We start from the raw sequence: 21170 nt of genomic DNA, 5'->3' as shown, positions 1-21170 counted from the left end.
AAATTATGAAAATTTAGTGTGTGATGAAACTCAACCGTCGGCAATTTTTATTGTTAAGTAGTCTCAGCACCGTTGGTAGTGGAGTGTTAACTTGGACGTTAATTCATCAAAATGGCCGTAAGCAACTGATAGATTCTGTCACCGCAGCTACACCACCGAAGAAAAATTTACTCTTGCGGTTTGTGTCTGTAGCCGATACTGGTACTGGTGCCAAGGGACAGTATGCTGTAGCTAAGGCGATGACGCTATATCACCAGCGCAATCCTTATGATTTAGTGGTGTTAGCAGGTGATAACATTTACAACAACGGCGAAATTGAAAAAGTCCAAGCTGTTTTTGAACGTCCCTATCAAGATTTACTCAAACGTGGTGTAAAGTTTCAAGCTTGTCTAGGTAATCATGACATTCGCACTGATAACGGCGAACCGCAAGTCAAATATCCTGGGTTTAATATGAACGGACGCAGATATTATACTTTTCGTCGAGAACGGGTGCAATTTTTTGCTTTAGACACCAATGGTAATGCTGATTGGCAAAATCAATTATCTTGGTTAGAAAAAGAGTTAAGTAGTAGTGATGCTACTTGGAAAATAGTTTTTGGACATCATCCCATTTATTCCTCTGGTGTCTATGGGAGCAATTCTGAGTTTATTAAAACCTTCACACCCTTATTTAAAAAATATGGTGTGCAATTGTATATCAATGGACATGAACATAGTTACGAACGCACTCGCGCTATCGATGGAACTACCTATTTAATTTGTGGTGCAGGTGCAGGAAATCGTCCTGTCAGTCGTTCAGAATGGACGGAGTATTCTACCAGTAATTTAAGCTTTGCTGCCTATGATGTTTATCCCGATAAAATCGAAGTCGTTGCTATTGGTACTAATCATCGCGTCTTTGATCGGGGTGTAATCAAACTCAGCTAAATGTTTAAGTTTAACATCCAGATTACCCAGGCGATCGCTATGATTAGGTACTAAGTTGAAGTAGTAAATTTTCCTAGCGATCGCCCTGATATTTCCACAAGTAATATGTAATTAAATTCCGCTCTCATTTGAAATGGGACACTAGACTGTATATCAGAATAAAAACTATTAAAGCAAAACAACTAAATAAAGAAGCACTGAGAGTCACAAGAACAGGTATATTCATAGATTGAATTATGGTGATTGCGCCAACACTGAAACCGATAGCAGCTATAAAACTCATCAGGCTGACTAGATTCTGATTCACCATCTTTTCCTATCCCTCACTCACGGCTTCCTCATTATTCATAATTCATGAGCAGCTTTAAATGCTGTAAAAGCCATTACCTTAAAGTGAGGGCAATTGTTCACAAGTTATGCAATTTTGATATATTTTTAGAGTTTTTTCAATATCAAAATATAATTTAATTATAGCGAGGTATAATAATTATTTTTTTAGTGATAAATTTAGTTATAAAAAAAGGACTAAAGTCCTTACTACGAACTTAATATTAGTATTTCTACATTACCTATTTGAATAGGTTACTGTTCTTAGGTTCCATATTTTCCCAATTTACCCATTAGGTAATTACAACTATGTTGAGTTATAAATTCATATTTAAAGACGCGGATTATCGCGTCTTTTTAAACCTTCATTTTTGAATAATTACTGATGTGCCTAAAGAAGCCCAATTAAATAACCATTTAGCATGATTAGGTGCAAGATTTACGCAACCGTGGCTAACTGGAGTACCAAATCTCCGATGCCAATAAGCACCGTGAATACCGTAATTCCCATCATAAAACATTGCATAGGGAACATTGGGGACATCATAATTTCTACCGCGCATTCGGGTAACTTTATGCTTTGATTGAACTTTAAAAGTACCAATACGTGTGGGTGTAGATTTCTTACCAGAGGAAATTACGATCGCATACACTGGTTTATTACCTTCCCAAGCAATTAATCTCTGTGTAGAAAGATTAATCTGAATCCAGCGTTCATCTGATTTTTGCAGATTCTGTATACTTGCTGTAATTTTCTGGCTAATGACACCAGCCCAAGCTGCATCAGAACTCATGCTAATGGTACTAAGTGACAATAATGCACCAACCATAGATAGTTTTAAGCAGCGTGTCCAGTTCTGAAAAGTGAATATTTTCATGGTAGAAGCACGGAGACAAAGAAATTTTTACCAGTTTTTGAGACATCAAATATAACCGTACATTGGTAAAAATTTCATCCAGAAAATTACAGAGAGAAGTCATTAGTCATTAGTCATTAGTCATTAGTCATTAGTCACTAGTTTATCTCCCTGCCCCCTGCCCCCTGCCCATTCCCCAGTCCCCATCCCTTACAACGGAATTAACTCTGGATAATATTGCAACAACTCGTCGTTAGTGAGTTCATCACCTAATCTGGCTGGAGAGAAATGAACTTGAATGGCTCTGAGTTTGTGGTTGTAGTGTAGATTAATTAAGGCTTTTAATCCTTCCTTTAACGCCTGGATATTTGCTAAGTCTGTTTCTATGTCGGGGACTTCTCCTTCAAAAGCCACTGTGATCATCACTACAATATTACGTGTGGTGGGGAGTGATAGAGGTTGACTGGAACTAGCATCTAAGTCTAAATCAGCACCATATCTTTCGGCGGAATCACTAAATAATTCGTTGAAGTAGTCTCCGGCTTCCCCTTCACTCCAGAAGACATCACCTTCATTAGATGCTGATAGCCAATACTCATCGTATCGCACCAGAGTTTCGCACAGGTCTACTAGACCCTCGCCCATGACTTGCATATCACCTTCAGAGGCGATCGCATCTCTAGCGATTCTATTTAATTCTCCCAAAATTGGCGCGATTTCTGATCCCGCCAAGTGCAGAAATATCCGACAGACTACATAACGAGTCCGCCCCATCATTTTGTTGAAGATACCAGACATCTATTTCTATCTCCCATCGGAATATAAGGGTATAGGGCAAGCAAGAAGTGCGGGAGGGGTGGGAGGTGTGGGAGGATAGGGAAGAAATCTTTCCCCCCACACTCCCCACACTCCCCACACTTCCCCATCTTCCCAGTCCCCAGTCCCCAGTCCCCAGTCCCCCACTCACTCATTGACATAGTGAAAAGTTTTGACAAAATCAATCACTGTATTCATGGGTGGTAGTGTGGGTGTAGGTGACTCACTAGATAAATCAGCTAAAAAGTTAACATGATCGGCAGCATTAATAAATCGTTTACCAAAATTTGGGTTGTGATGCACAATCAGAGTTTGACCACTGGAATTAGTTAAGATGGTTTGGGTGGCAGCTTTAAAGAAATTAATTTTGGCTGCTAATTCCAAATTTCTTTTTACCTGTCTAATGGCTTTCGCCTGAACTATAGCTTCCTGGATAGGGGCTACTAATTGCTTCGCCCTTTGGAGTGTGTTTAGATCCAAAAGAGATATATCTTCTTTCCCTATGGTGTCTACCATTGTGTAAATGTTTTTTTGCGTATTGGCTACATCTCGAAAGGGGAGAATCGCCATACAAGCGGTAGGTAATAGGGTATCATCACTATCTACTCGAAAGGTGATGACTGTACGGCGGCGACTTACTTCTATACTAGGGGGTTGTTTGCATAGCTGATATTCTTGCGCGATGTGGTAGTAAGCACCGGCTAAAGCAAAATTGGCTTCTGATTCTAGGGCTGCATCAACGACAATACAAATAGTTGGCGGCGTTTCATTAAAAAAATCGCGGACATCCTCTATATCAAATCTTTGAATAATAGTGCGATCGCCTTCAGGGCTTAAATCCACCCATTCACAGACTAAAGCATCCGTTTTTAAACCAAACCTTGGTGTAGAGTAAAGTTTTGCACCGGTGAGAATTGCACTAGTTAAGTCAGCACCTATCCATTCTGCTTTAATTAATTTGGCTTGGCTTAAATTGGCATGGACTAAACTAGCATTGGTTAAATTAGCATTACTTAAGTCTGCTCCAATTAAACTGGCACCACTCAATTTGGCGTTGCTTAAATCCGTCCAACTCAGATCAGCTCCATTTAAATCAGCCCAACGCAGGTTAGCACCACTCAAATCTGCACCGCTCAGGTTAGCTTGAGCTAGATTTGCTTGTTTTAGTTCAGCTTCTCGCAAATTAGTGCTGCTTAAGTCAGCACGGCTCAAATCAGCTGCATTGAAGTTAGCCATTTCTAGGTTAGCCCCCGCTAGGGAAGTACCTTTTAAGATTGCTTCCGAGAGATTGGCGTTACGGAGATGAGCATGGCGCAGTGTGGCTTCCCGTAAGTCAGCTCCTTTGAGATCAGCTTCAAACAAATCAGCACGACTCAGTTCTGCACGAATTAATTCCGCGCGCACTAATAAAGCTCCCCGCAGTTGCGCGCGGCTCAGATCAGCACGAATTAAATTAGCTACATTTAAACAACAATGATTGAGAATCGCATTGGAGAGATTGACACCACTAAGTCTAGCTACATTTAATTTGGCATGGCTTAAATCAGCTCCATTGAGATTAGCTCCACTTAGATTAGCGACGCTCAAATTCGCATGACTAAGGTTCACACCACTCAGTTTGACCCCGCTCAGATTCGCTTCTGAAAGGTCAACACCGCTAAAGTCCATTGCTCCGCTTGTATATTTTTCTAGCAATTCCTCTACATTCATTGATGCTACCCTTTAGTCATTAGTCATTAGTCATTAGTCATTAGTTTTTCTCTCCTGCTCCCCTTTCCCTATATTGGTTCAAGTAGACGGAAAATAAGAATAATCAGCTTACATAGTTAAAGATGAAAATAGGGATTTTAGGATTGGGATTGATTGGTGGTTCACTGGGTTATGATTTGCGATCGCAAGGTCATCATGTTTTAGGTGTCAGTCGCAAGGAATCTACCTGTCAAACAGCAGTAGCTTTAGGTAGTGTCGATGTAGCATCTGTAAACATGAACTTGTTAGCAACCGCAGAAGTTATCTTTGTTTGTACACCTATTGGACTTATTGTTCCCCAAGTTGAGCATTTAATTAAGCATTTAAAATCGAGTACGGTAATTACGGATGTAGGTTCAGTAAAGGCACCCATTGTAACAGCTATTTCCCCTATATGGGCAAATTTTATCGGCGGTCATCCAATGGCGGGAACTACTGATAGTGGAATTGAAGCCGCACAAAAAAAATTATTTGTCAATCGACCCTATGTATTAACACCAACATCACAAACGCCACCCGATGCTGTAGCGCAGGTAGAAGAAATTGTGCGATCGCTCGGTGCTAATATCTATCATTGTCAGCCAGAACAACATGACCGCGCCGTCAGTTGGATTTCTCATTTACCAGTTATGATCAGTTCTTCGTTGATCGCAAGCTGTATGAGTGAAACTGACCCAGAAGTTTTACAATTAGCCCAAAATCTCGCTAGTTCCGGTTTTCGGGATACTAGTCGCGTTGGTGGAGGAAATCCAGAATTAGGCGTGATGATGGCGCAATATAATCGTCAAGCCTTGTTGATTTCACTACAAAAATATCGCCAAAATCTTGATGAATTAATTAATCTAATTGAGCAGGAAAATTGGACAGCTTTAACAACAAGACTAGAATCAACTAGCCAAGCTAGACCTAATTTTGTTGATTAGTTACGTAGTACATTATGAAGATCCTTGAGATTCCTAGCTTCTTCAGACAGCTAGGAATTTTTATGTAAATAAAATTTACAATTCAATCTGCATAAATAGAAATTTAAGACCTGTTAAATAACTCGTGGAAAAATATTTATAGATTTTCAACCATGAACAAAAAAAACCTCATTCCTTTACTCACCATAGGTCTTGGCTTGTCCACAATATCCGTATTACCAGTTCAAGCATTAGAAGGACAAGTACCAACTTTGTATGAACTTCGAGGCGAAGGGATTACAGTTACCTACTCAACCACTAGTTTTGATGGTAGACCACGCTTAGACTACCAAGACAGACAACAAACATTACATTTTACAGGGGATCAAATCCGTACTGTAGGACTAGAGATTGGAACATTGGTGACAGTAAGCACTGGGAAAACTTTAGAAGGTAATCCTACCACATTTAGTTTACTTTTACCTGCGGTGAATTTAGGAAAAAGCAACCAAGCACCAATTACTACCAATGGGATCACAACAATTAATCGTTTTTCTCTGACGACTAGATTTAATCAAGGGCAAACTCAGATTTATAAAACGACTTCTTTGGTTGGCACAGCTCAAGCAGTGCAGTTTTAAACTTGTAAAATATGGTGCGTTTGCACGATAACGCACCATAATTAAATGCTTAAATTTCAGGATAAAGATATAAAATTTACTTGTTATATGCAAAAACCGTCTATTTAATATCTCTCATGAAAATTAATAAACCTGAAGTTGTACAGCAAGACAACTATATTTTTTATCGTGTCAATATTGATTTCTCAGACGGTAATAAAACCTTGTGGTATGCAGTTGATGAAGAATACGCTAATCTTGTCTCAGACCGTGCTGATGCAGCTTTAGTAGCACTTCTCATTCCTGCAATGGCAAGAGGAGAGGATATTTATATATCAGGAACAATTTCTGAAAAACTGTATTACAACTTGTCTAGTCGATATCAAAAAATATTGCAGATCATTTTGCCATCTCTACGCTTGGTTAACGTTTATCCATCAGATGTTCAAGTTGCATCTTTGCGAGCTGATGGCGTAGCGACTGGTTTTTCTGCTGGTATTGATTCTTTTTCTGTACTTGCAGATCATCACTATAAACAAAATGTGCCACCAGGTTTTCGGGTTACACATCTTTTATATAATAATGTTGGCTCACATGGTGGAGGTGCTGAACGTTTATTCAGAGAACGTTATGCACGATTAAAACCGATGGTAGCAGAACGTATTCAACTACCTTTTATTGCAGTTAATTCCAACCTGGACAGTTTTTATAAAGGCTTTAATTTTCGGCAAACTCATACTCCGCGTAACGCCTCAGTCGCATTACTGTTGCAGCGTGGAATTGGGCGTTTCATGTACGCATCTGCTTATACTTATACAGACATTTATATCGGTGCTAGCAACGGCATGGGTTATAGTGATGCGGTGACACTGCCACTAATGTCCACTGAAGTCCTAGACGCATTTTCTGTAGATAGTGAATACACTCGTGTAGAAAAAACAATTCGTGTTGCTAATATTGAGGATTCATATCAGACACTAGATGTTTGTGTTCACGCTGACAGAGCTTATAACTGTTCTACTTGTTTTAAATGTATGAGAACCTTGCTTACTTTAGAAATAGCAGGAAGTATCGAGCATTATGCTAATATCTTCGATTTAAAAGCCTATGCTCAAGAGAGGGAAAAATACATTGCTTACAAGGTACTCCAGAGCAACGATCCATTAATCAGGGAAATTGTCTCCTTTGCTCAAGAACGTAATTTTAAATTTCCCCTTTCCTCACGCTTACTGAGATTGAAAGCGCAAATTGGCAACATCATTAAAACACCAGTGAGAAAATTTTACAAGGTGTGAAGCAAACGGAGAAAGTATATCTTACTCTGTTGACTTGCCAGGATGTTTGAAAAGTGGTTGACTGTATTTTTTAACACTTATTAATTCCCCATAACCACACTTGAAAAAAGGAAATAATTAGAATCGAAGTCGCCCTTTTGAAAAGGGATTTTAGGGGATATAAAAGTATTTGATACATCCCCTGGGAGTTTGCAAACAACCTCTTTGTGAACAGGGTGCAAGAGGGTTTTAGCCTCGTTGCTTTTACTACAAATAGATTCAATTTATACATTTACTTATTTAAATTAATTATGTGATTTTAATAAAACTTTTGTGAATGGAAGAAGTTTCTAGTCATCATCTGTTAGTTTATGTACGTGTTCTACCAAAAATTAGCTTAATTATTCAGTTGCATACATCAAATATCTGTCAGCCTTTGAATTGCAGAGTAATTCGGGTGCTAGATGAATCAAAACCGCTAATAACTGAAATAAACTATGGAAAAACGATTAGGAACACAGTTTATTACTCTTCAACAAAACTGTAGTCAGTATATCAAAAAACTATCTCGAAATAAACACTTTCGGGGTTTGAAAATATATCTTTTTATACTCGCTTTAGTAGTGGGAATAATTGTTACACCCATAGGGGATTCTATATCTGGAACTTTAAATAAATTACCCACCAATACTTATAAAGTAGCTACCAAACCATCTTATAAAACATCTTGGATAGGTAATACTTTTGGTGGTAGCAAGTGGGTACAAATTCAAATGGCGGGGATGTATGTTTCACCGGAAGGTAAAGTTTACATCAATAGTCATTGGGATGAAGCAGGCCGAGAAGTTGGTATTTATCAAAATGGCGATGTTATTGGTAAATTTGATGACTTGCATGGCTGGGGAAGGCTAGGAGGCATGGCGATTACAGGTAATCAGCAGTACCTTTATATAGCTATGCAGCAAGGTCATGAAGGGAAACCAGAGGATGATTATCCGCCAAAGGGGACAACTTGGTATTGTGTCCGACGCTATGACTTGTCTGGAAAACCTGCGCCTTTTACTGGGGGGCGTGGTTGGGATAAAAGTATGCTGATCATCAATAGTGAAAATGAAGTGACGGGATTAGCCACTATTGGGAAAGAATTATATGTCAGTGATCTGGCTAGTAATCGCGTCCGTGTTTTCAACACTGATACCATGCAAGAACTACGCAGTTTTAGTGTCACCAAACCAGGCGCGATCGCCATTGACCGACAAAATAATGTATGGGTGATTCAAAATCACCAAAATCAAGCCAAGATTGTCCGTTATTCTCCCCAAGGACAGCAACTAGCACAAATTACAGATGTCGCCAAACCAACTGCGATCGCCTTTAATCCCCAAGGTCAACTGTTAGTAGCAGATAATAGTCAAAATCAGCAAATTTTAATTTACAAAGTTGCCGATAAACCAGTAAAAATCGGCAACTTTGGCGACAAAGGCGGAATTTATAGCAATATTCGTGGTCAGGTCAAAGACTCAAAACTGTACGGTATTACTGGAGTCGGCACAGATAAAGCCGGTAATATTTACGTTAGTAATAACGGTTTTAATAACACCGGTGCAGACTTAAGGAAATTCACTCCCGCCGGAAAACTCCAGTGGCGTTTATTAGGTTTACAGTTCCTAGATAATGCTGACGCTGATCCTGATAGTGATGGTAAAGATGTGTTTACTAAAAATGAACACTTCGTCATGGACTACAGCAAAAACAGTGGTAAAGAATGGACATATAAAGCCTATACCTTAGATAAATTTCGTTATCCTGACGATGGGAGACTACACACCACACCCACAGCCGCCTTTGTTCGTCGTCTCAGTGGCAAGCGTTTAATGTATCTTTCCTCAGAAATGATGGCAGAACGCCTGTTAATCTACCGTTTTGATGGTGAAATTGCTGTCCCCTGTGGAATTTTTGGTAAAAACCATCTCAAATGGCCACCTAATCAACCCAAAGATGGTAGCTGGTTATGGCGTGATATTAATGGTGATGGTGCAATTCAAAGCAACGAATATAAAACCCTTGGTGCAGAAGATGGTTCTGTATGGGGTTGGGAAGTTGACAGCAAAGGAGATATTTGGCAAGCTGCCGAAGCTGGCTACATCAAACACTATCCTTATCAGAAATTAGATAAAAATGGCTGTCCGATTTATGGTCAAGGTACTGGCGAGAAAATACCCATGCCTGCACCCTTTAAAACCCTGACCAGAATCAAGTATATTCCCCAACAAGATGTCATGTATTTAGGTGGCTATACCACTGAGCGTCCCAATGTAGATGGAGATTGGGGTCTAGTCGGTACGGAGATAGTACGTTATGACAACTGGAGTAAAAAGAAAACTTTACGTTGGCGGATAGCCTTACCTTACAATCCCAACACCGACCCCAAACTTCACATTAAATCAATGGATGTAGCGGGAGACAGAGTTTTTGCAGTAGCCAGTAAAAAAGCAGAAGTCTATGTCTATCAAGCCTCAACCGGAAAGCAACTACAAATACTAACACCGGGAGCAGAAGTCGCCGGGGAAAGCGGCTGGGTTGATGTACCCTATGGTATTCGCGCCTTTCGACGCTCAAATGGTGAGTATCTAGTATTTGTAGAGGAAAATGCCAAAGGCAAAGTTATGATGTATCGCCTACCAGGGTGAAGAGTGAGGATGTAAGGGTGTAAGGGTGTAGGGGTGTAAGGGTGTAGGGGGAGAAATTCTATACCAATGCCCCATGCCCAATTCCCAATGCCCTATGCCCCATTCCCCATGACCAATTTTCAAAATGATTGAAATTTGAACTCAATATTGAAAAGTCAATGCGTGTACTACATATCTTGAATCATATCCGAGAAATTGGTAACGGCATCGTCAATGTAGCTGTAGACTTGGCTTGTCTGCAAGCTAAAAACGGTCATGATGTGGCTGTTGCATCTGCCGGTGGAGAATATGAAAAATTATTAGCTAGTTATGGTGTACAGCATTTTCTTTTAGATCAAGCTAGAACACCTACGAATTTAATTCCGGCTGTTAGACGGTATCGAGCCATTATCAAAGATTTTCAGCCAGATATCGTTCACGCTCATATGATGACGGGGGTTGTGTTAGGCAAACTTCTCAAAGCTAATTCTGACTATGCTTTAGTTTCTACAGTCCACAATGAATTTCAACGCAGTGCTATACTTATGGGTTTAGCAGATCGGGTTATTGCTGTGAGCAAAGCCGTCTGTCAATCAATGGCACGGCGCGGGATTCCTGGGCATAAATTGCGGGTAATACCGAATGGGACATTGGGCAGTGTTCGCACTCGTCATATTAAAGAGTATGAGCCTGTAAAATTACAACATCCAGCGATCGCCACTGTGGCAGGAATGTATCAGCGCAAAGGCATTAGTGAGTTAATCGATGCTTTCACACAAATAGCTCCAGAATTTCCCCAAGCACACCTTTATATAGTAGGAAATGGCCCAGATAGGGAAGCTTTTACCCAAAAAGCCCAGCATACAGCTTTTAGCGATCGCATTCATTTTGAAGGTTTTCAGCCAGAACCACAACGCTATCTATTAGCAGCTGATATCTTCGTCCTCGCCTCCCATCGTGACCCGTCCCCATTGGTGATTCCAGAAGCCAGAGAAGCAGGTTGTGCAATTGTGGCTACTAAGGTAGATGGCATTCCTGAAGCTTTAGACAATGGCAAAGCCGGTATTTTAGTCCCACCGAAAGATAGTCAATCTCTAGCCACAGCTTTAGCAGAATTACTGAGTAATCCTAATGAATTGTCTTACTGGAAAGAGCAAGCACAACAAAACTTAGAATGGTTGAGTGTAGGACGGGTCAATAAAGAAACTTTAGCCGTATATAGTGAGTTAATTCCTGGAAAATCAGGAAAATACACCAAAATCATCTGTTAAGTAGTTTATTGACTTATTGACCATTTGTTCAGGTATGAGACTGAATCGGGATAGGTAGTATTGTTTCGAGATTCTGGAATTTTAATCCAAAATCCAAAATCCAAAATCCAAAATTGTTATGCGGTGTCACTGTCTAAAATAGACGAGTGATAATAGCAGTATGTCGCTAGTTACTAGTTCCTCCCTAAATTCTTAGACCCTCACACCGTAAATAAACCATGTCCCAAAATCTCCCCCATGTCTTACCTGCTCTACCGCCCCAAGTTGAGGAAGGTTTTGCTGTACACCAAACAACTAAGCAGTTTTATCATGAAGTGCAAACACGCTTAGAGTTTCAGCATTATTGTGAGTGGTATGCCAAGACTGCGGCACAAAATCGCCAAGATTTAGAAAAAATGCGCGGCGAAGTGAATATTTTGAGGTGGTTTCGCCGCCCATAGTAGATTTAGATTAGCTCCACTTCACCTTCACGTAAGTGGACTTTAAATTTTTTACTAATTTGGACTAACAATGGTAAGTTAGCACTTACAGGTCTACCTTGCCATTGGGTAACAATATCCACAATTTCGCCTTCTATGCCTTTGATGTCAAAAGCTTTACCGCGATGTTCAGGATGATGGTACACTACCACTGACTCTTTAACACGAATGCGATCGCCTACTTTCATATCAACCTTTACACCTTGCTTTTGCTGTTCCACAAGTGTCTCCACGAACAACCCTCACTCAATTACAGTAACCTCTCTGGCGCGAATCTCTACAGATGCTTTATTTCACGTTTTTACCTGTTATATAAACAAAGCCTGCCCTATGCAGGCTTTGGGGGCGATTAGTCAGCAAAATCAGAATTTCTGATTAGACTTATAATATTATTCACAGGTATACGTAGAAGAACCCTGTATTTCCTAGTTGCTGATCGCAGTGAAGCGTGAACTGTACAAAGGCTTTTACAGCTACTCGTAAATACGGCAGCGATCGCTCAAGCACAGTTCTGTGGGCAGAAAATCCACAACGCTCTTTTATCCTCAGTACACTTATTTACCTCTAAGCTAGCCTTAAAAGTAGATTTTCGAGGATAGAACAGCAAACAGTCCAGGAAAAACCGACTTTGCTCTTGATTTGCGCTTTAACGATAAATTCAATTCTACAACAATCAGCACTCAAAACTTAGCATGGGGATTGGGGATTGGGGATTGGGGATTAGGGACTGGGGACAAGGTAGACAAGGTAGAATTTATTTCTCAACTCATTACTCATTACTCATTACTCATTACTCATTACTCATTACTCATTACTCATTACTCATTACTCATTACTCACCACTCCCAGCTAGGGGGAATATTCAGCCAATCTACAATTTGCTAACCTAGCCCCCACGGCTTCGATATGTCGCCACCATTGAGTCCCACCAGCCCACACCCGTGAGGGAAAATTCCCTTCTGGAAACGACTGATAAAGGGGAAATTGCCAACTAGGAGGAGAATTAGAGTTATATAAATGCCATCCTACCGCCGCACAAAACCTGACATAGTCACATTCAACTCTCTCGTAAATTTGCTTTTGGATACTAAAACCAAATCTCCCTTGACTGTATTTGAGCCACAATTGGTCAATGATTTGTAAGTCTTCGCAGGGTAATTTGGCGATGTCACCCATAAAAAAATAACTACCCGTGGGCTTAGATAAAGCCTGACACATTACCGCCCAAGTTTCTTGGTCTGCAAGTGACCATTGTTTGAAAGCTAATAAATCGCGTAATTTATGGTAGTCAACTCCTACCTCAGAATATAGAGTGTTAACTGATTGTTGCGGCTGGACAGTGCTAGGACAGGTATTTAGGACTTGTAAAACTTCAGCCGCCGATTTGTAGCGTTGCGAAACAGCATTTTGCAGCATTTGGTCAAGAATTTCGCCTAGTTGCTTGCTGATAGTGTTCCCTGATAAAAGATAATCACGCCAGACCCAGCGATCGCAACTCACATCAAATAAATCAAAGGGGGAAATGTCGGTTAATAAATGAATACAGGTGACACCTAAACTGTACAAATCACTAGCTGGTAATGCTTTCCCTCTAGTTTGTTCAGGGGACATATATTCAGGAGAACCGATGGTAGTACCTGTTTGGAGTAAAGCTGTAGCGGTAATGTGTTTAGCAATGCCAAAATCAATTAAAAATAACTCCCCTGTATTTGCATGGCGGATGATATTGGCTGGCTTGATGTCCCGATGAATAATTTGCTTGTCATGGATAAATTGCAGCACTGGTAATAAATCTTTCAAGAGTTGCTGAATTTGTGGCTCTCTAAAAACGCCATTTTGCTGCAATTCCTCTTTGAGAGTTTGTCCAGGAATCCATTCTTCCACTAGATACAGCTGATTTTCCTGTTCAAAATACCCCAACAGCTTTGGAATTTGGCGATGTTGTAACCCATCTAACCGCACAGCCTCCTGGCGAAATAATTTCACGGCTTGCTGACAATTGCGACCATACTGGGAGGGGAAATGAAATTGTTTAATGACACACCAGGGTTTGGCGGGGAGTTGTTCATCCACTGCTAAAAATGTGATACCAAAGCCACCCTGACCAATACGTCGGATTAAATGATAACGATGATTGAGTAAAAGCTGCTTACCGCATTGGAGACAAACTTCGGCTGTAGTAGGATTGTGGGAATATAAACAACCAATATGAGGACAGAGTTTCATCACGAGCAATTTTCCAGGGCTTAACCCCTATGATTCCCAAATCTTGCTCACCTGTTACCTCAATACTTTCCCATTACCCAGTCCCTATTGCTGCTCGGCCGTATAAGTATAGAAGTTATTAAATGCACCTACAGTTTCAAATCTATAAGCAGGTAGCCAATTATTCACTTTTAATTCAGTGCGATAGATACTAAACAAAATTAAGTCTTCCTTTTCAGTGGTGAGTGAAAGGAGTTGACGCATCTGGGGGTTAGCAGAATCTATGAGTTTGTCACAGTTAGTGTTGATTAACTTCTCTATGAGCTTTGATGTTTGATTGCAGACATCTTTTTTTAAGTATGATGTTAGTTGTTTTACGGCATAATCTTCATAAGCCGACTGACTGGGATTAGTATTAGCCATCACTAACCCCAACACAGCTGCAAGTCCAATAGAACCAAAAGATACCACAATATTCCATAGTTTCATATTCGCTGGCCTTAACTCCCTAGAAATTGATTAAGTTCCCCAGACTGCTGAGATATTCAGTCCGTTCCTGAGAAAAAATAGAAAAAGGTGGATCAATTCATAAAAATAGTGTTATAATCAGAAACGTCAATGGCGAGCGTAGCCAAGTGGTTAAGGCAGTGGATTGTGGTTCCACCACTCGTGGGTTCGAGTCCCATCGTTCGCCCTCATATAAATTCATCACTACCAGTCAACTTGACTAAGAATAAATATATCTGAGTCTCACTCTAAAGACTATAAAGGCTTAGTGAATTAGAGATAATTTATTGATTCACCAAAAAAGATCCCCAATTTTATCAAAATTGGGGATATCAAGATTTCTATATGCAACTAAATTTGAGCATTACTACCCAATACCGTTAATCGGTGGGTGGAAGTAAAAGGCAAATCCCAGTACAGTATAAGCAGCTAATAGTAATGTCCCTTCCAACCAATTAGATTTGCCATCAGAACTAATACTATTAGCAATTAGCACAGATACAACTACAGCCACTAATTCAAATGGTTGAAAATCTAAATCCATTGGCTTGCCTAGTATCCATCCAGCAATTACTAATACAGGGGCGACAAATAAGGCAATTTGCATACTAGAACCCACAGCCACCGATAAAGAAAGATCCATTTTATCTTTCATCGCTACAGTAACTGCTGTGGCGTGTTCCGCAGCGTTACCAACAATGGGAACTAATATTACCCCTGTAAACAACGCTGTTAAGCCCAGTTGGGAAGTAGCCACCTCTAAAGAATCCACTAATAACTCTGACTCTAACGCCACCAATAGAGTACAAACTAACAACACTCCAGACCACAACCAAAGATTTGGTTGAGAATGGTTTTCCTCTTCTTCTGTTTCTGCCACACCTACATCATATAAATAGGCGTGGGTTTTCATCGAAAATAGCAGCGTCAAGCCATAAACCAAAATCAACACCACAGCCACAGCCAAAGATAGGTGTTGTAATACTGGTTCGCCAATACCTTTAGCGGTGTAATTCATCGCTGTGGGTAATAAAATCGCAATCACCGCCAAATTCATAGAGGAAGCGTTAACTCGCGCCACAATGGGCTGAAATGTCTGTTCTTTATGGCGTAGTCCCCCTAGAAGCATAGAAAAACCCATTACCAACAGCAAATTACTGATAATGGAACCCGTAATACTAGCTTTGACAACATTAACAAAGCCAGCATTCAAAGCCACTAGGGCAATAATTAATTCGGTAGCGTTACCAAAGGTAGCGTTTAATAGTCCTCCCAGGTTTGGCCCAACGACCACAGCGATTTCTTCTGTAGCTTCACCCATCCAACCAGCTAGAGGTAAAATTGCCAAACCTGCGGTGACAAACACTGTTAATTCTCCCCATTCTAGGAAATGTGCCGCCAAGGAAATGGGGATAAACAGTAGAAGACATAGAAAAAGAATGTTTTTACCTGACATTGTTTCCGTTTAGTTGAGCTATACAAGTAGCTGTCAGCCTTCAGGATACCCTGAAGTATCTTCAGACTCACGCACTGCACAAATCAATCATGCTATGCTTTTAGCAAAATAGGTTATTTTAGATGCTGATTGATCTTTACCTGGATGGTAAGTGGGTTCATGAGTGTCAACTTCAGGGACTTCCAGACAAAACAATATCAGCAAATTATGGTGCATCAGTCTGAGAGAATCTAGCTCTACCAAGGAATTATTCAAACTGAAGCCTCCTATTAGCTAACATCAACACAATAAATGTGGAAACTTAATGTTGAGATAGATAATTAGCCTCTCATCTTGGGAAATATAGGAACTGGAACACTCTCCTATACATTAAGACATAATGAAATCACGGAAAAAATGCAGGCTGAAACCTATTTAACTCAGGCCGGCTATAAGATTTATTTTTGACTCAAGGGTAAGGTAACAGGTAAACACTTGTTACTTTTTAAGTGGATTTATGACTTCCGTTTACAAATAGAAATAAATGAAACAATATCAAAGCTATTTGGCTGAATGGCACAGGAGAATTTGTGAAAGCTGATTCAGTTCCACTGGTTGAGAAGCTACGATCCGTATTAGGTAGAATGGAAGTAGCACTTGGTACTATTATTGATGCCATTATCTGGACTGATGAAAATGGCAAAGTCAATTGGTCAAATGCTACTTTTGATCATCTAGTTAATAAACAACGATTACAAGTCTTTGGTGCTAATTTAATTGATTTGCTGCCCCTTAGTAAAAATGGTGAAGTTGTCCCGGAACATCTACACCCAGTTTTTCGGGCTTTAAAACATCAGTTAAATGCTACAGATATTTATGAATTTAAAAGATTAGAAAAAAACTTAATTTTAGAAGTCTCTTGGGCTTATGTACAGATTAAAAATACGGATTCTAGTGCAATTTTAGTTATCCGAGATGTGACTGCTAGACAAACAGCAGAAGCAGAACTTCAGCGACATCGGGAACAATTACGGGAACTAGTCGAAGAACAAACGGCGGAATTAGTAGCGGCTAATGAAAAACTCAAAAAAGCCCAAGTGCAATTAGTACAAACTGAAAAAATGTCTAGTTTAGGACAGCTTGTGGCGGGAATTGCCCACGAAATTAATAATCCGGTAAATTTTATTTATGCCAACTTGAGTTACATTCAAAAATATACTCAAGATATTCTGCACGTTTTAAAACTCTACCAAAATTATGTAGTCGAAACTCCAAACAATATTTTGCAACAAATGCAAGAAGTGGATTTAGACTTTATCATTGAGGATTTACCTAAAACTGTCTCTTCATTAGAAATAGGTGCAGAACGTATCCGACAGATAGTTTTATCCTTGCGTACATTTTCTCGCCTAGATGAAGCTGAATTAAAGAAAGTCAATATTCATGAGGGTATTGATAGCACGTTAGTTATTTTGGGACACCGTTTAACAACTGATGGCGATGCAGCAAATATTGAAGTAATTAAAGAATATGGGGATTTACCATTAGTATGCTGCTATGCTGGGCTAATTAATCAAGTCTTTATGAATATTCTGGGCAATGCAATTGATGCGGTAGAAGAATGTAGTAGATATCATAGCGATCGCGCTTTAAATCAAGATTGCAAATATCAGGGTATAATCACCATCTCTACCGCATCTATTACCCCAGATTGGATCACTATCCGCATTGCAGATAATGGACTAGGTATACCAGAACATATTAAGCACCAATTATTTGATCCATTTTTCACTACTAAACCAGTTGGTAAAGGTACCGGATTAGGTTTATCAATTAGTTACCAAATCATTGTCGAACAGCACCACGGAAGAATTTGGTGTAATTCTGAAATAGGTAAAGGTACAGAATTTGTCATCGAAATTCCCTTAACTACCCTACTAGATAATAGGGAATAGGGCAAATCAATTCAAAATACCCTACAGGTTCGCGGTAGCGTCTCGTAAGAGAAGCAAGCTACAAAATTCAAAGTACAAGATTCTATTCCCTATTTCCCGTTCCCTCATGACTAATCACTTAAAACTAATATATTTCTTGTTGCATTTGTTAACACAGTTTGCAGGGATTTATTGCAGTTTGTAACTGTTTTTGACCATCGCCCGGAATATTCCTTTAGACTGAATTCCAATGACCGAAGATGGGAAAAAACATCAATGCACGCAAGCAATTTATTGTGTCACGAATTCGTAGTTGCTGTATCTTTTGTGGCTTGTATCCTTGGCTTGGGTTTACTCTGGAACTGCCCAGATACCAAACATGATGACCAGCAAGAAACAGAGATAATTCTATTTAGAATGAGTTTTACATATTGGCTTGTTTATTGTGTGGCGTTTGGCCTAGAAAAAATGGTTTTTCACAATTATGAGCCTTTAATCATGACTTTGAAAATCACAACAGCATTGTCATATTTTTTAACTTTTTCGTGTATTTTGAGTTTACCGCTACATAAATTTGCAGTACATCGAGTTGAAGAATAGCGAGAGGTCAATCTTTATTGTTTCATGGCGATCGCAATTATTTCTTCGAGTTTATCCTGCGCCAGAGTCGTCAGGATAAACACCTCCTGCACTGTCTTACCATGTCTAGCAATAATTTTGTAACCACCCCGAATAGGTACAGACACGCGCAATTGCATTTTAGGTGCATGACCTTTGACTCTACCAATTACCCCTGGTGTAATGGTTTGAATCCCATCTTCTTGACATAGCCTTTCTAAAATCGGTATCAAACCAGGAAGATGTGTAGAATGATTCCAAACTAATCTGGCATCTTTACGAGTATTAACTTTTGATGTGTCTGCACTGGATTTAGCCATGATCTTTAAGCTGCCTCTAATGGGGCCATTGTTAACCCAGCCCGACGCAGCTGTTGATGATACAATTCTGCTGGTTCTTGAGGGCCTACCCAGACGATAGCTTGTCCCTCATAATGCACTTGATTAGTTAAATCCCAAGCCAAATCGCTGGTCATGCCTGGAATATACTTGATCAAACACTCAGCTACGTGTTGGAAAGTATTAAAGTCATCATTTAAGACAATTACCTTATAATTAGGGTAAGTCTTACGGACAGTCTGACTAGTCTTTTCGGGAGTGACAGTTGGTGCTGTACCCATAGCAAAAACAACTGCTGAACGTGTTGTAACCATAAGAGCAGTTAACCAACAGAATTCTACAAAACTACATTACAACTAATTAGTTTAATCTATAGTCCACTCTCAAGAGTCAACAGCCCAAAGAATTGTAATTCCGGTCACAAGAGGATTAACAAGGATTAGCTGAGGCATCCTCTAATGAAACTTACGTTCTGATTCTGGGATAGGAACATCGTTAATACTAGCTTCCCGTCGTCGCATCAGTCCGTTTTCTGCAAACTCCCACTGTTCATTACCATAGGCACGATACCATTGACCAGAATCGGTATGATATTCGTACTCAAATTTGACGGAAATCCGGTTGTCGGTGAAACTCCAAAGTTCCTTTTTGAGTCGGTAGTCTAATTCAGTATTCCATTTGCGCGTGAGGAACTCTCGGATTTTATCTCTTCCGGAGAAGAATTCTGATCGATTTCGCCAAACCGAATCTTCTGTGTATGCTAAGGCGACTTGTTCAGGGTTGCGTGTGTTCCAAGCGTCTTCCGCCGCCTGGACTTTAGCCACAGCCGTTTCTTTGGTAAAGGGAGGTAAAGGAGGTCTGAGAATATTAGACATGATTGGTATTTCCTACAATCAGTGTGATCAGCTATCCTGGGCAGAATGCTCTCAGCCATTGCTCAATGCTTTACCTAATTGCTGTTCCAAATCTTGAATCCGAGCCTCAAGAGGCGCGATCATGGCTTCTACTTCCGCAACGCCGTAGCGGATAGGAATATGCTGTGGACAGTTCTCACTTACTGCTTCAACGTGAAAGAGAATCACGCGTTCAATTTCTGCTTTGTAATTGGGGACACGAACCTGCTCAATTAAAGCTGAATCTCCTTCGATATATTCAGCTTTTCCCCACACTTTGATTCGTTGGCGGTGACGATAATCCATCAAAAACATGAATGCTTTGGCTTCTCCCGAAAGATTACCGACGGTAATGTACTGCACATTTCCCGAAAAGTCAGCAAATCCCAGAGTTTTTTCATCCAGTACCTTGAGAAAACCTGGTGTACCGCCGCGAAACTGGATATAAGGATAGCCATTAGAACTGACTGTTCCCAAATAAAATCCATCTAAACGAGCGATAAATTCAGCAATTTGTGGCGTAATAGTGTCGCCGGCAGGGCCATTAGCAATATAGCGTTCATAGGTTTGCCGTGAACCTCGTTCTGATTGTGCAGCCTGAACTTCAGGAGTAAAGGCAATTTCTCCAAATTTGCGTGGCATAGATTTTTTACCGTTCGTTGCGGTATATTGGTACTTTACCGAACGTTCGGTACAATGTCAACAGATACAAGCAATAATCTTTCAATTGTCAACAAATGCCCAAACAGACTTATATTCCGTATCTCTTGCAACTGTTTCGGCAGTATGGCTACGACGGTGCAACGTTGTCCAAAATTTCAGAAGCGACTGGGTTAGGTAAGGCTAGCCTGTATCATCACTTTCCTGGTGGTAAGGATGAGATGGTCGAGACGGTGCTGGATTATTTGGAACAATGGTTAGGGGAAAATATTTTGCCAGCGTTACGTTCTGATGGCGATGCGGAAACAAGATTGCGGCGGATGTGCGATCGCCTCAGTGAACTCTATGAACAGGGGGAACAACCTTGTTTATTTGCGATTTTGCTGCTGGGTTCAGCCCGTGATGTATTTCACGCCAAAGTAGAAAGTTTATTTCGTGCTTGGATAGATGAGATCGCTAGCGTATTAATAGCAGACGGGATGGACGAAGAACAGGCTAAACATCGGGGGGAAGATGTAGCGATCGCCATTCAAGGGTCATTAATTCTCTCTCAAGGATTGCATAACCCATCACCTTTTCAGCGTGTGATCCAACAACTACCCAGGAGCATTTGTCACAATTTGCAATAAATACTGATGTAAAAATATATACTAACAAAATAAGCTAAAAATAGATAATTTATTGTCT

Annotated in this window: 21 protein-coding genes and 1 tRNA gene; 11 read left to right on the top strand and 11 right to left on the bottom strand. The window is 40.2% G+C overall.

Annotation, left to right across the window (positions count from 1 at the left end; genetic code table 11):
* The first annotated feature begins 23 nt into the window (after positions 1-23).
* Positions 24-929 carry a metallophosphoesterase gene (locus CLI64_RS15395; RefSeq protein WP_103138032.1) on the top strand — a complete coding sequence of 302 codons (906 nt, stop codon included), beginning with the start codon at positions 24-26 and terminating at the stop codon, positions 927-929.
* Between the two features lie 692 nt (positions 930-1621).
* Here CLI64_RS15395 and CLI64_RS15390 read toward each other — a convergent pair.
* The 3 genes from CLI64_RS15390 to CLI64_RS15380 form a co-directional block, all read right to left on the bottom strand.
* Positions 1622-2134, bottom strand: coding sequence for a L,D-transpeptidase (locus CLI64_RS15390; RefSeq protein ID WP_103138031.1), 513 nt, complete (start codon positions 2132-2134; stop codon positions 1622-1624).
* Positions 2135-2323: 189 nt separating this feature from the next.
* Positions 2324-2911, bottom strand: coding sequence for a DUF1517 domain-containing protein (locus CLI64_RS15385; RefSeq protein WP_103138030.1), 588 nt, complete (start codon positions 2909-2911; stop codon positions 2324-2326).
* Positions 2912-3076: 165 nt separating this feature from the next.
* Positions 3077-4639, bottom strand: coding sequence for a pentapeptide repeat-containing protein (locus CLI64_RS15380; protein WP_103138029.1), 1563 nt, complete (start codon positions 4637-4639; stop codon positions 3077-3079).
* Positions 4640-4761: 122 nt separating this feature from the next.
* On the opposite strand from CLI64_RS15380, the gene CLI64_RS15375 reads away from it, so the two are divergent.
* The 6 genes from CLI64_RS15375 to CLI64_RS15350 all read left to right on the top strand — a co-directional run bounded on the left by CLI64_RS15375 (position 4762) and on the right by CLI64_RS15350 (position 11854).
* On the top strand, positions 4762-5601 hold the full coding sequence (locus tag CLI64_RS15375) for a prephenate/arogenate dehydrogenase (RefSeq protein ID WP_103138028.1): 840 nt from the start codon (positions 4762-4764) through the stop codon (positions 5599-5601).
* 152 nt (positions 5602-5753) lie between these two features.
* Positions 5754-6221, top strand: coding sequence for a hypothetical protein (locus CLI64_RS15370; RefSeq protein WP_103138027.1), 468 nt, complete (start codon positions 5754-5756; stop codon positions 6219-6221).
* A gap of 80 nt (positions 6222-6301) precedes the next feature.
* Entirely contained in the window at positions 6302-7495 is a 1194-nt protein-coding gene (locus tag CLI64_RS15365; RefSeq protein WP_157943277.1) for a hypothetical protein, read from the top strand.
* 476 nt (positions 7496-7971) lie between these two features.
* Positions 7972-10164, top strand: a complete 2193-nt coding sequence (locus CLI64_RS15360; protein WP_103138025.1) for a hypothetical protein — start codon at positions 7972-7974, stop codon at positions 10162-10164.
* Between the two features lie 158 nt (positions 10165-10322).
* Complete coding sequence (locus CLI64_RS15355; RefSeq protein ID WP_103140751.1) at positions 10323-11414, top strand: glycosyltransferase family 4 protein; 1092 nt, start codon at positions 10323-10325, stop codon at positions 11412-11414.
* Between the two features lie 218 nt (positions 11415-11632).
* On the top strand, positions 11633-11854 hold the full coding sequence (locus CLI64_RS15350; RefSeq protein WP_103138024.1) for a hypothetical protein: 222 nt from the start codon (positions 11633-11635) through the stop codon (positions 11852-11854).
* 5 nt (positions 11855-11859) lie between these two features.
* On the opposite strand, the gene CLI64_RS15345 is transcribed toward CLI64_RS15350, so the two are convergent.
* The 3 genes from CLI64_RS15345 to CLI64_RS15330 form a co-directional block, all read right to left on the bottom strand.
* Positions 11860-12132, bottom strand: a complete 273-nt coding sequence (locus CLI64_RS15345) for a ferredoxin-thioredoxin reductase variable chain (RefSeq protein ID WP_103138023.1) — start codon at positions 12130-12132, stop codon at positions 11860-11862.
* A gap of 610 nt (positions 12133-12742) precedes the next feature.
* Positions 12743-14119: a serine/threonine-protein kinase gene (locus CLI64_RS15335; RefSeq protein ID WP_103138021.1), complete on the bottom strand. Its 1377-nt coding sequence runs from the start codon at positions 14117-14119 to the stop codon at positions 12743-12745.
* Between the two features lie 84 nt (positions 14120-14203).
* Entirely contained in the window at positions 14204-14587 is a 384-nt protein-coding gene (locus tag CLI64_RS15330; RefSeq protein ID WP_103138020.1) for a DUF4359 domain-containing protein, read from the bottom strand.
* 132 nt (positions 14588-14719) lie between these two features.
* Between CLI64_RS15330 and CLI64_RS15325 the strand changes: the two genes are divergently transcribed.
* Positions 14720-14792 (top strand) — tRNA-His (locus tag CLI64_RS15325).
* 180 nt (positions 14793-14972) lie between these two features.
* Here CLI64_RS15325 and cax read toward each other — a convergent pair.
* The gene (gene cax, locus CLI64_RS15320) at positions 14973-16061 is read right to left on the bottom strand and encodes a calcium/proton exchanger (RefSeq protein ID WP_103138019.1); all 1089 of its coding nucleotides are present in this window, start codon (positions 16059-16061) and stop codon (positions 14973-14975) included.
* 623 nt (positions 16062-16684) lie between these two features.
* On the opposite strand from cax, the gene CLI64_RS15315 reads away from it, so the two are divergent.
* Both CLI64_RS15315 and CLI64_RS15310 read left to right on the top strand, forming a co-directional pair.
* On the top strand, positions 16685-17995 hold the full coding sequence (locus tag CLI64_RS15315) for an ATP-binding protein (RefSeq protein WP_225977357.1): 1311 nt from the start codon (positions 16685-16687) through the stop codon (positions 17993-17995).
* A gap of 255 nt (positions 17996-18250) precedes the next feature.
* Positions 18251-18574: a hypothetical protein gene (locus CLI64_RS15310; protein WP_103138017.1), complete on the top strand. Its 324-nt coding sequence runs from the start codon at positions 18251-18253 to the stop codon at positions 18572-18574.
* Between the two features lie 14 nt (positions 18575-18588).
* On the opposite strand, the gene CLI64_RS15305 is transcribed toward CLI64_RS15310, so the two are convergent.
* The 4 genes from CLI64_RS15305 to CLI64_RS15290 all read right to left on the bottom strand — a co-directional run bounded on the left by CLI64_RS15305 (position 18589) and on the right by CLI64_RS15290 (position 20465).
* Complete coding sequence (locus CLI64_RS15305; RefSeq protein ID WP_103138016.1) at positions 18589-18912, bottom strand: DUF2103 domain-containing protein; 324 nt, start codon at positions 18910-18912, stop codon at positions 18589-18591.
* A gap of 5 nt (positions 18913-18917) precedes the next feature.
* Positions 18918-19244, bottom strand: a complete 327-nt coding sequence (gene clpS / locus CLI64_RS15300) for an ATP-dependent Clp protease adapter ClpS (protein WP_103138015.1) — start codon at positions 19242-19244, stop codon at positions 18918-18920.
* Between the two features lie 141 nt (positions 19245-19385).
* The gene (locus CLI64_RS15295; protein ID WP_103138014.1) at positions 19386-19805 is read right to left on the bottom strand and encodes a nuclear transport factor 2 family protein; all 420 of its coding nucleotides are present in this window, start codon (positions 19803-19805) and stop codon (positions 19386-19388) included.
* A gap of 51 nt (positions 19806-19856) precedes the next feature.
* Positions 19857-20465: a pyridoxamine 5'-phosphate oxidase family protein gene (locus tag CLI64_RS15290; protein ID WP_103138013.1), complete on the bottom strand. Its 609-nt coding sequence runs from the start codon at positions 20463-20465 to the stop codon at positions 19857-19859.
* Positions 20466-20560: 95 nt separating this feature from the next.
* Between CLI64_RS15290 and CLI64_RS15285 the strand changes: the two genes are divergently transcribed.
* A complete protein-coding gene (locus CLI64_RS15285) occupies positions 20561-21112 on the top strand; it encodes a TetR/AcrR family transcriptional regulator (protein ID WP_103138012.1) in 552 nt (183 codons plus the stop codon).
* Positions 21113-21170 lie beyond the last annotated feature (58 nt).

The sequence above is a fragment of the Nostoc sp. CENA543 genome, assembly GCF_002896875.1.
Taxonomy (GTDB): Bacteria; Cyanobacteriota; Cyanobacteriia; order Cyanobacteriales; family Nostocaceae; genus Trichormus.
This window is presented reverse-complemented; position numbering and strand designations above follow the sequence as displayed.

Bases quoted from the DNA above. Each gene is read 5' to 3' on its own strand.
- CLI64_RS15395 (WP_103138032.1), top strand. From the start codon at position 24: ATGAAACTCAACCGTCGGCAATTTTTATTGTTAAGTAGTCTCAGCACC.
- CLI64_RS15390 (WP_103138031.1), bottom strand. From the start codon at position 2,134: ATGAAAATATTCACTTTTCAGAACTGGACACGCTGCTTAAAACTATCT.
- CLI64_RS15385 (WP_103138030.1), bottom strand. From the start codon at position 2,911: ATGTCTGGTATCTTCAACAAAATGATGGGGCGGACTCGTTATGTAGTC.
- CLI64_RS15380 (WP_103138029.1), bottom strand. From the start codon at position 4,639: ATGAATGTAGAGGAATTGCTAGAAAAATATACAAGCGGAGCAATGGAC.
- CLI64_RS15375 (WP_103138028.1), top strand. From the start codon at position 4,762: ATGAAAATAGGGATTTTAGGATTGGGATTGATTGGTGGTTCACTGGGT.
- CLI64_RS15370 (WP_103138027.1), top strand. From the start codon at position 5,754: ATGAACAAAAAAAACCTCATTCCTTTACTCACCATAGGTCTTGGCTTG.
- CLI64_RS15360 (WP_103138025.1), top strand. From the start codon at position 7,972: ATGGAAAAACGATTAGGAACACAGTTTATTACTCTTCAACAAAACTGT.
- CLI64_RS15355 (WP_103140751.1), top strand. From the start codon at position 10,323: ATGCGTGTACTACATATCTTGAATCATATCCGAGAAATTGGTAACGGC.
- CLI64_RS15350 (WP_103138024.1), top strand. From the start codon at position 11,633: ATGTCCCAAAATCTCCCCCATGTCTTACCTGCTCTACCGCCCCAAGTT.
- CLI64_RS15335 (WP_103138021.1), bottom strand. From the start codon at position 14,119: ATGAAACTCTGTCCTCATATTGGTTGTTTATATTCCCACAATCCTACT.
- CLI64_RS15330 (WP_103138020.1), bottom strand. From the start codon at position 14,587: ATGAAACTATGGAATATTGTGGTATCTTTTGGTTCTATTGGACTTGCA.
- cax (WP_103138019.1), bottom strand. From the start codon at position 16,061: ATGTCAGGTAAAAACATTCTTTTTCTATGTCTTCTACTGTTTATCCCC.
- CLI64_RS15315 (WP_225977357.1), top strand. From the start codon at position 16,685: ATGGAAGTAGCACTTGGTACTATTATTGATGCCATTATCTGGACTGAT.
- CLI64_RS15310 (WP_103138017.1), top strand. From the start codon at position 18,251: ATGCACGCAAGCAATTTATTGTGTCACGAATTCGTAGTTGCTGTATCT.
- CLI64_RS15305 (WP_103138016.1), bottom strand. From the start codon at position 18,912: ATGGCTAAATCCAGTGCAGACACATCAAAAGTTAATACTCGTAAAGAT.
- clpS (WP_103138015.1), bottom strand. From the start codon at position 19,244: ATGGTTACAACACGTTCAGCAGTTGTTTTTGCTATGGGTACAGCACCA.
- CLI64_RS15295 (WP_103138014.1), bottom strand. From the start codon at position 19,805: ATGTCTAATATTCTCAGACCTCCTTTACCTCCCTTTACCAAAGAAACG.
- CLI64_RS15290 (WP_103138013.1), bottom strand. From the start codon at position 20,465: ATGCCACGCAAATTTGGAGAAATTGCCTTTACTCCTGAAGTTCAGGCT.
- CLI64_RS15285 (WP_103138012.1), top strand. From the start codon at position 20,561: ATGCCCAAACAGACTTATATTCCGTATCTCTTGCAACTGTTTCGGCAG.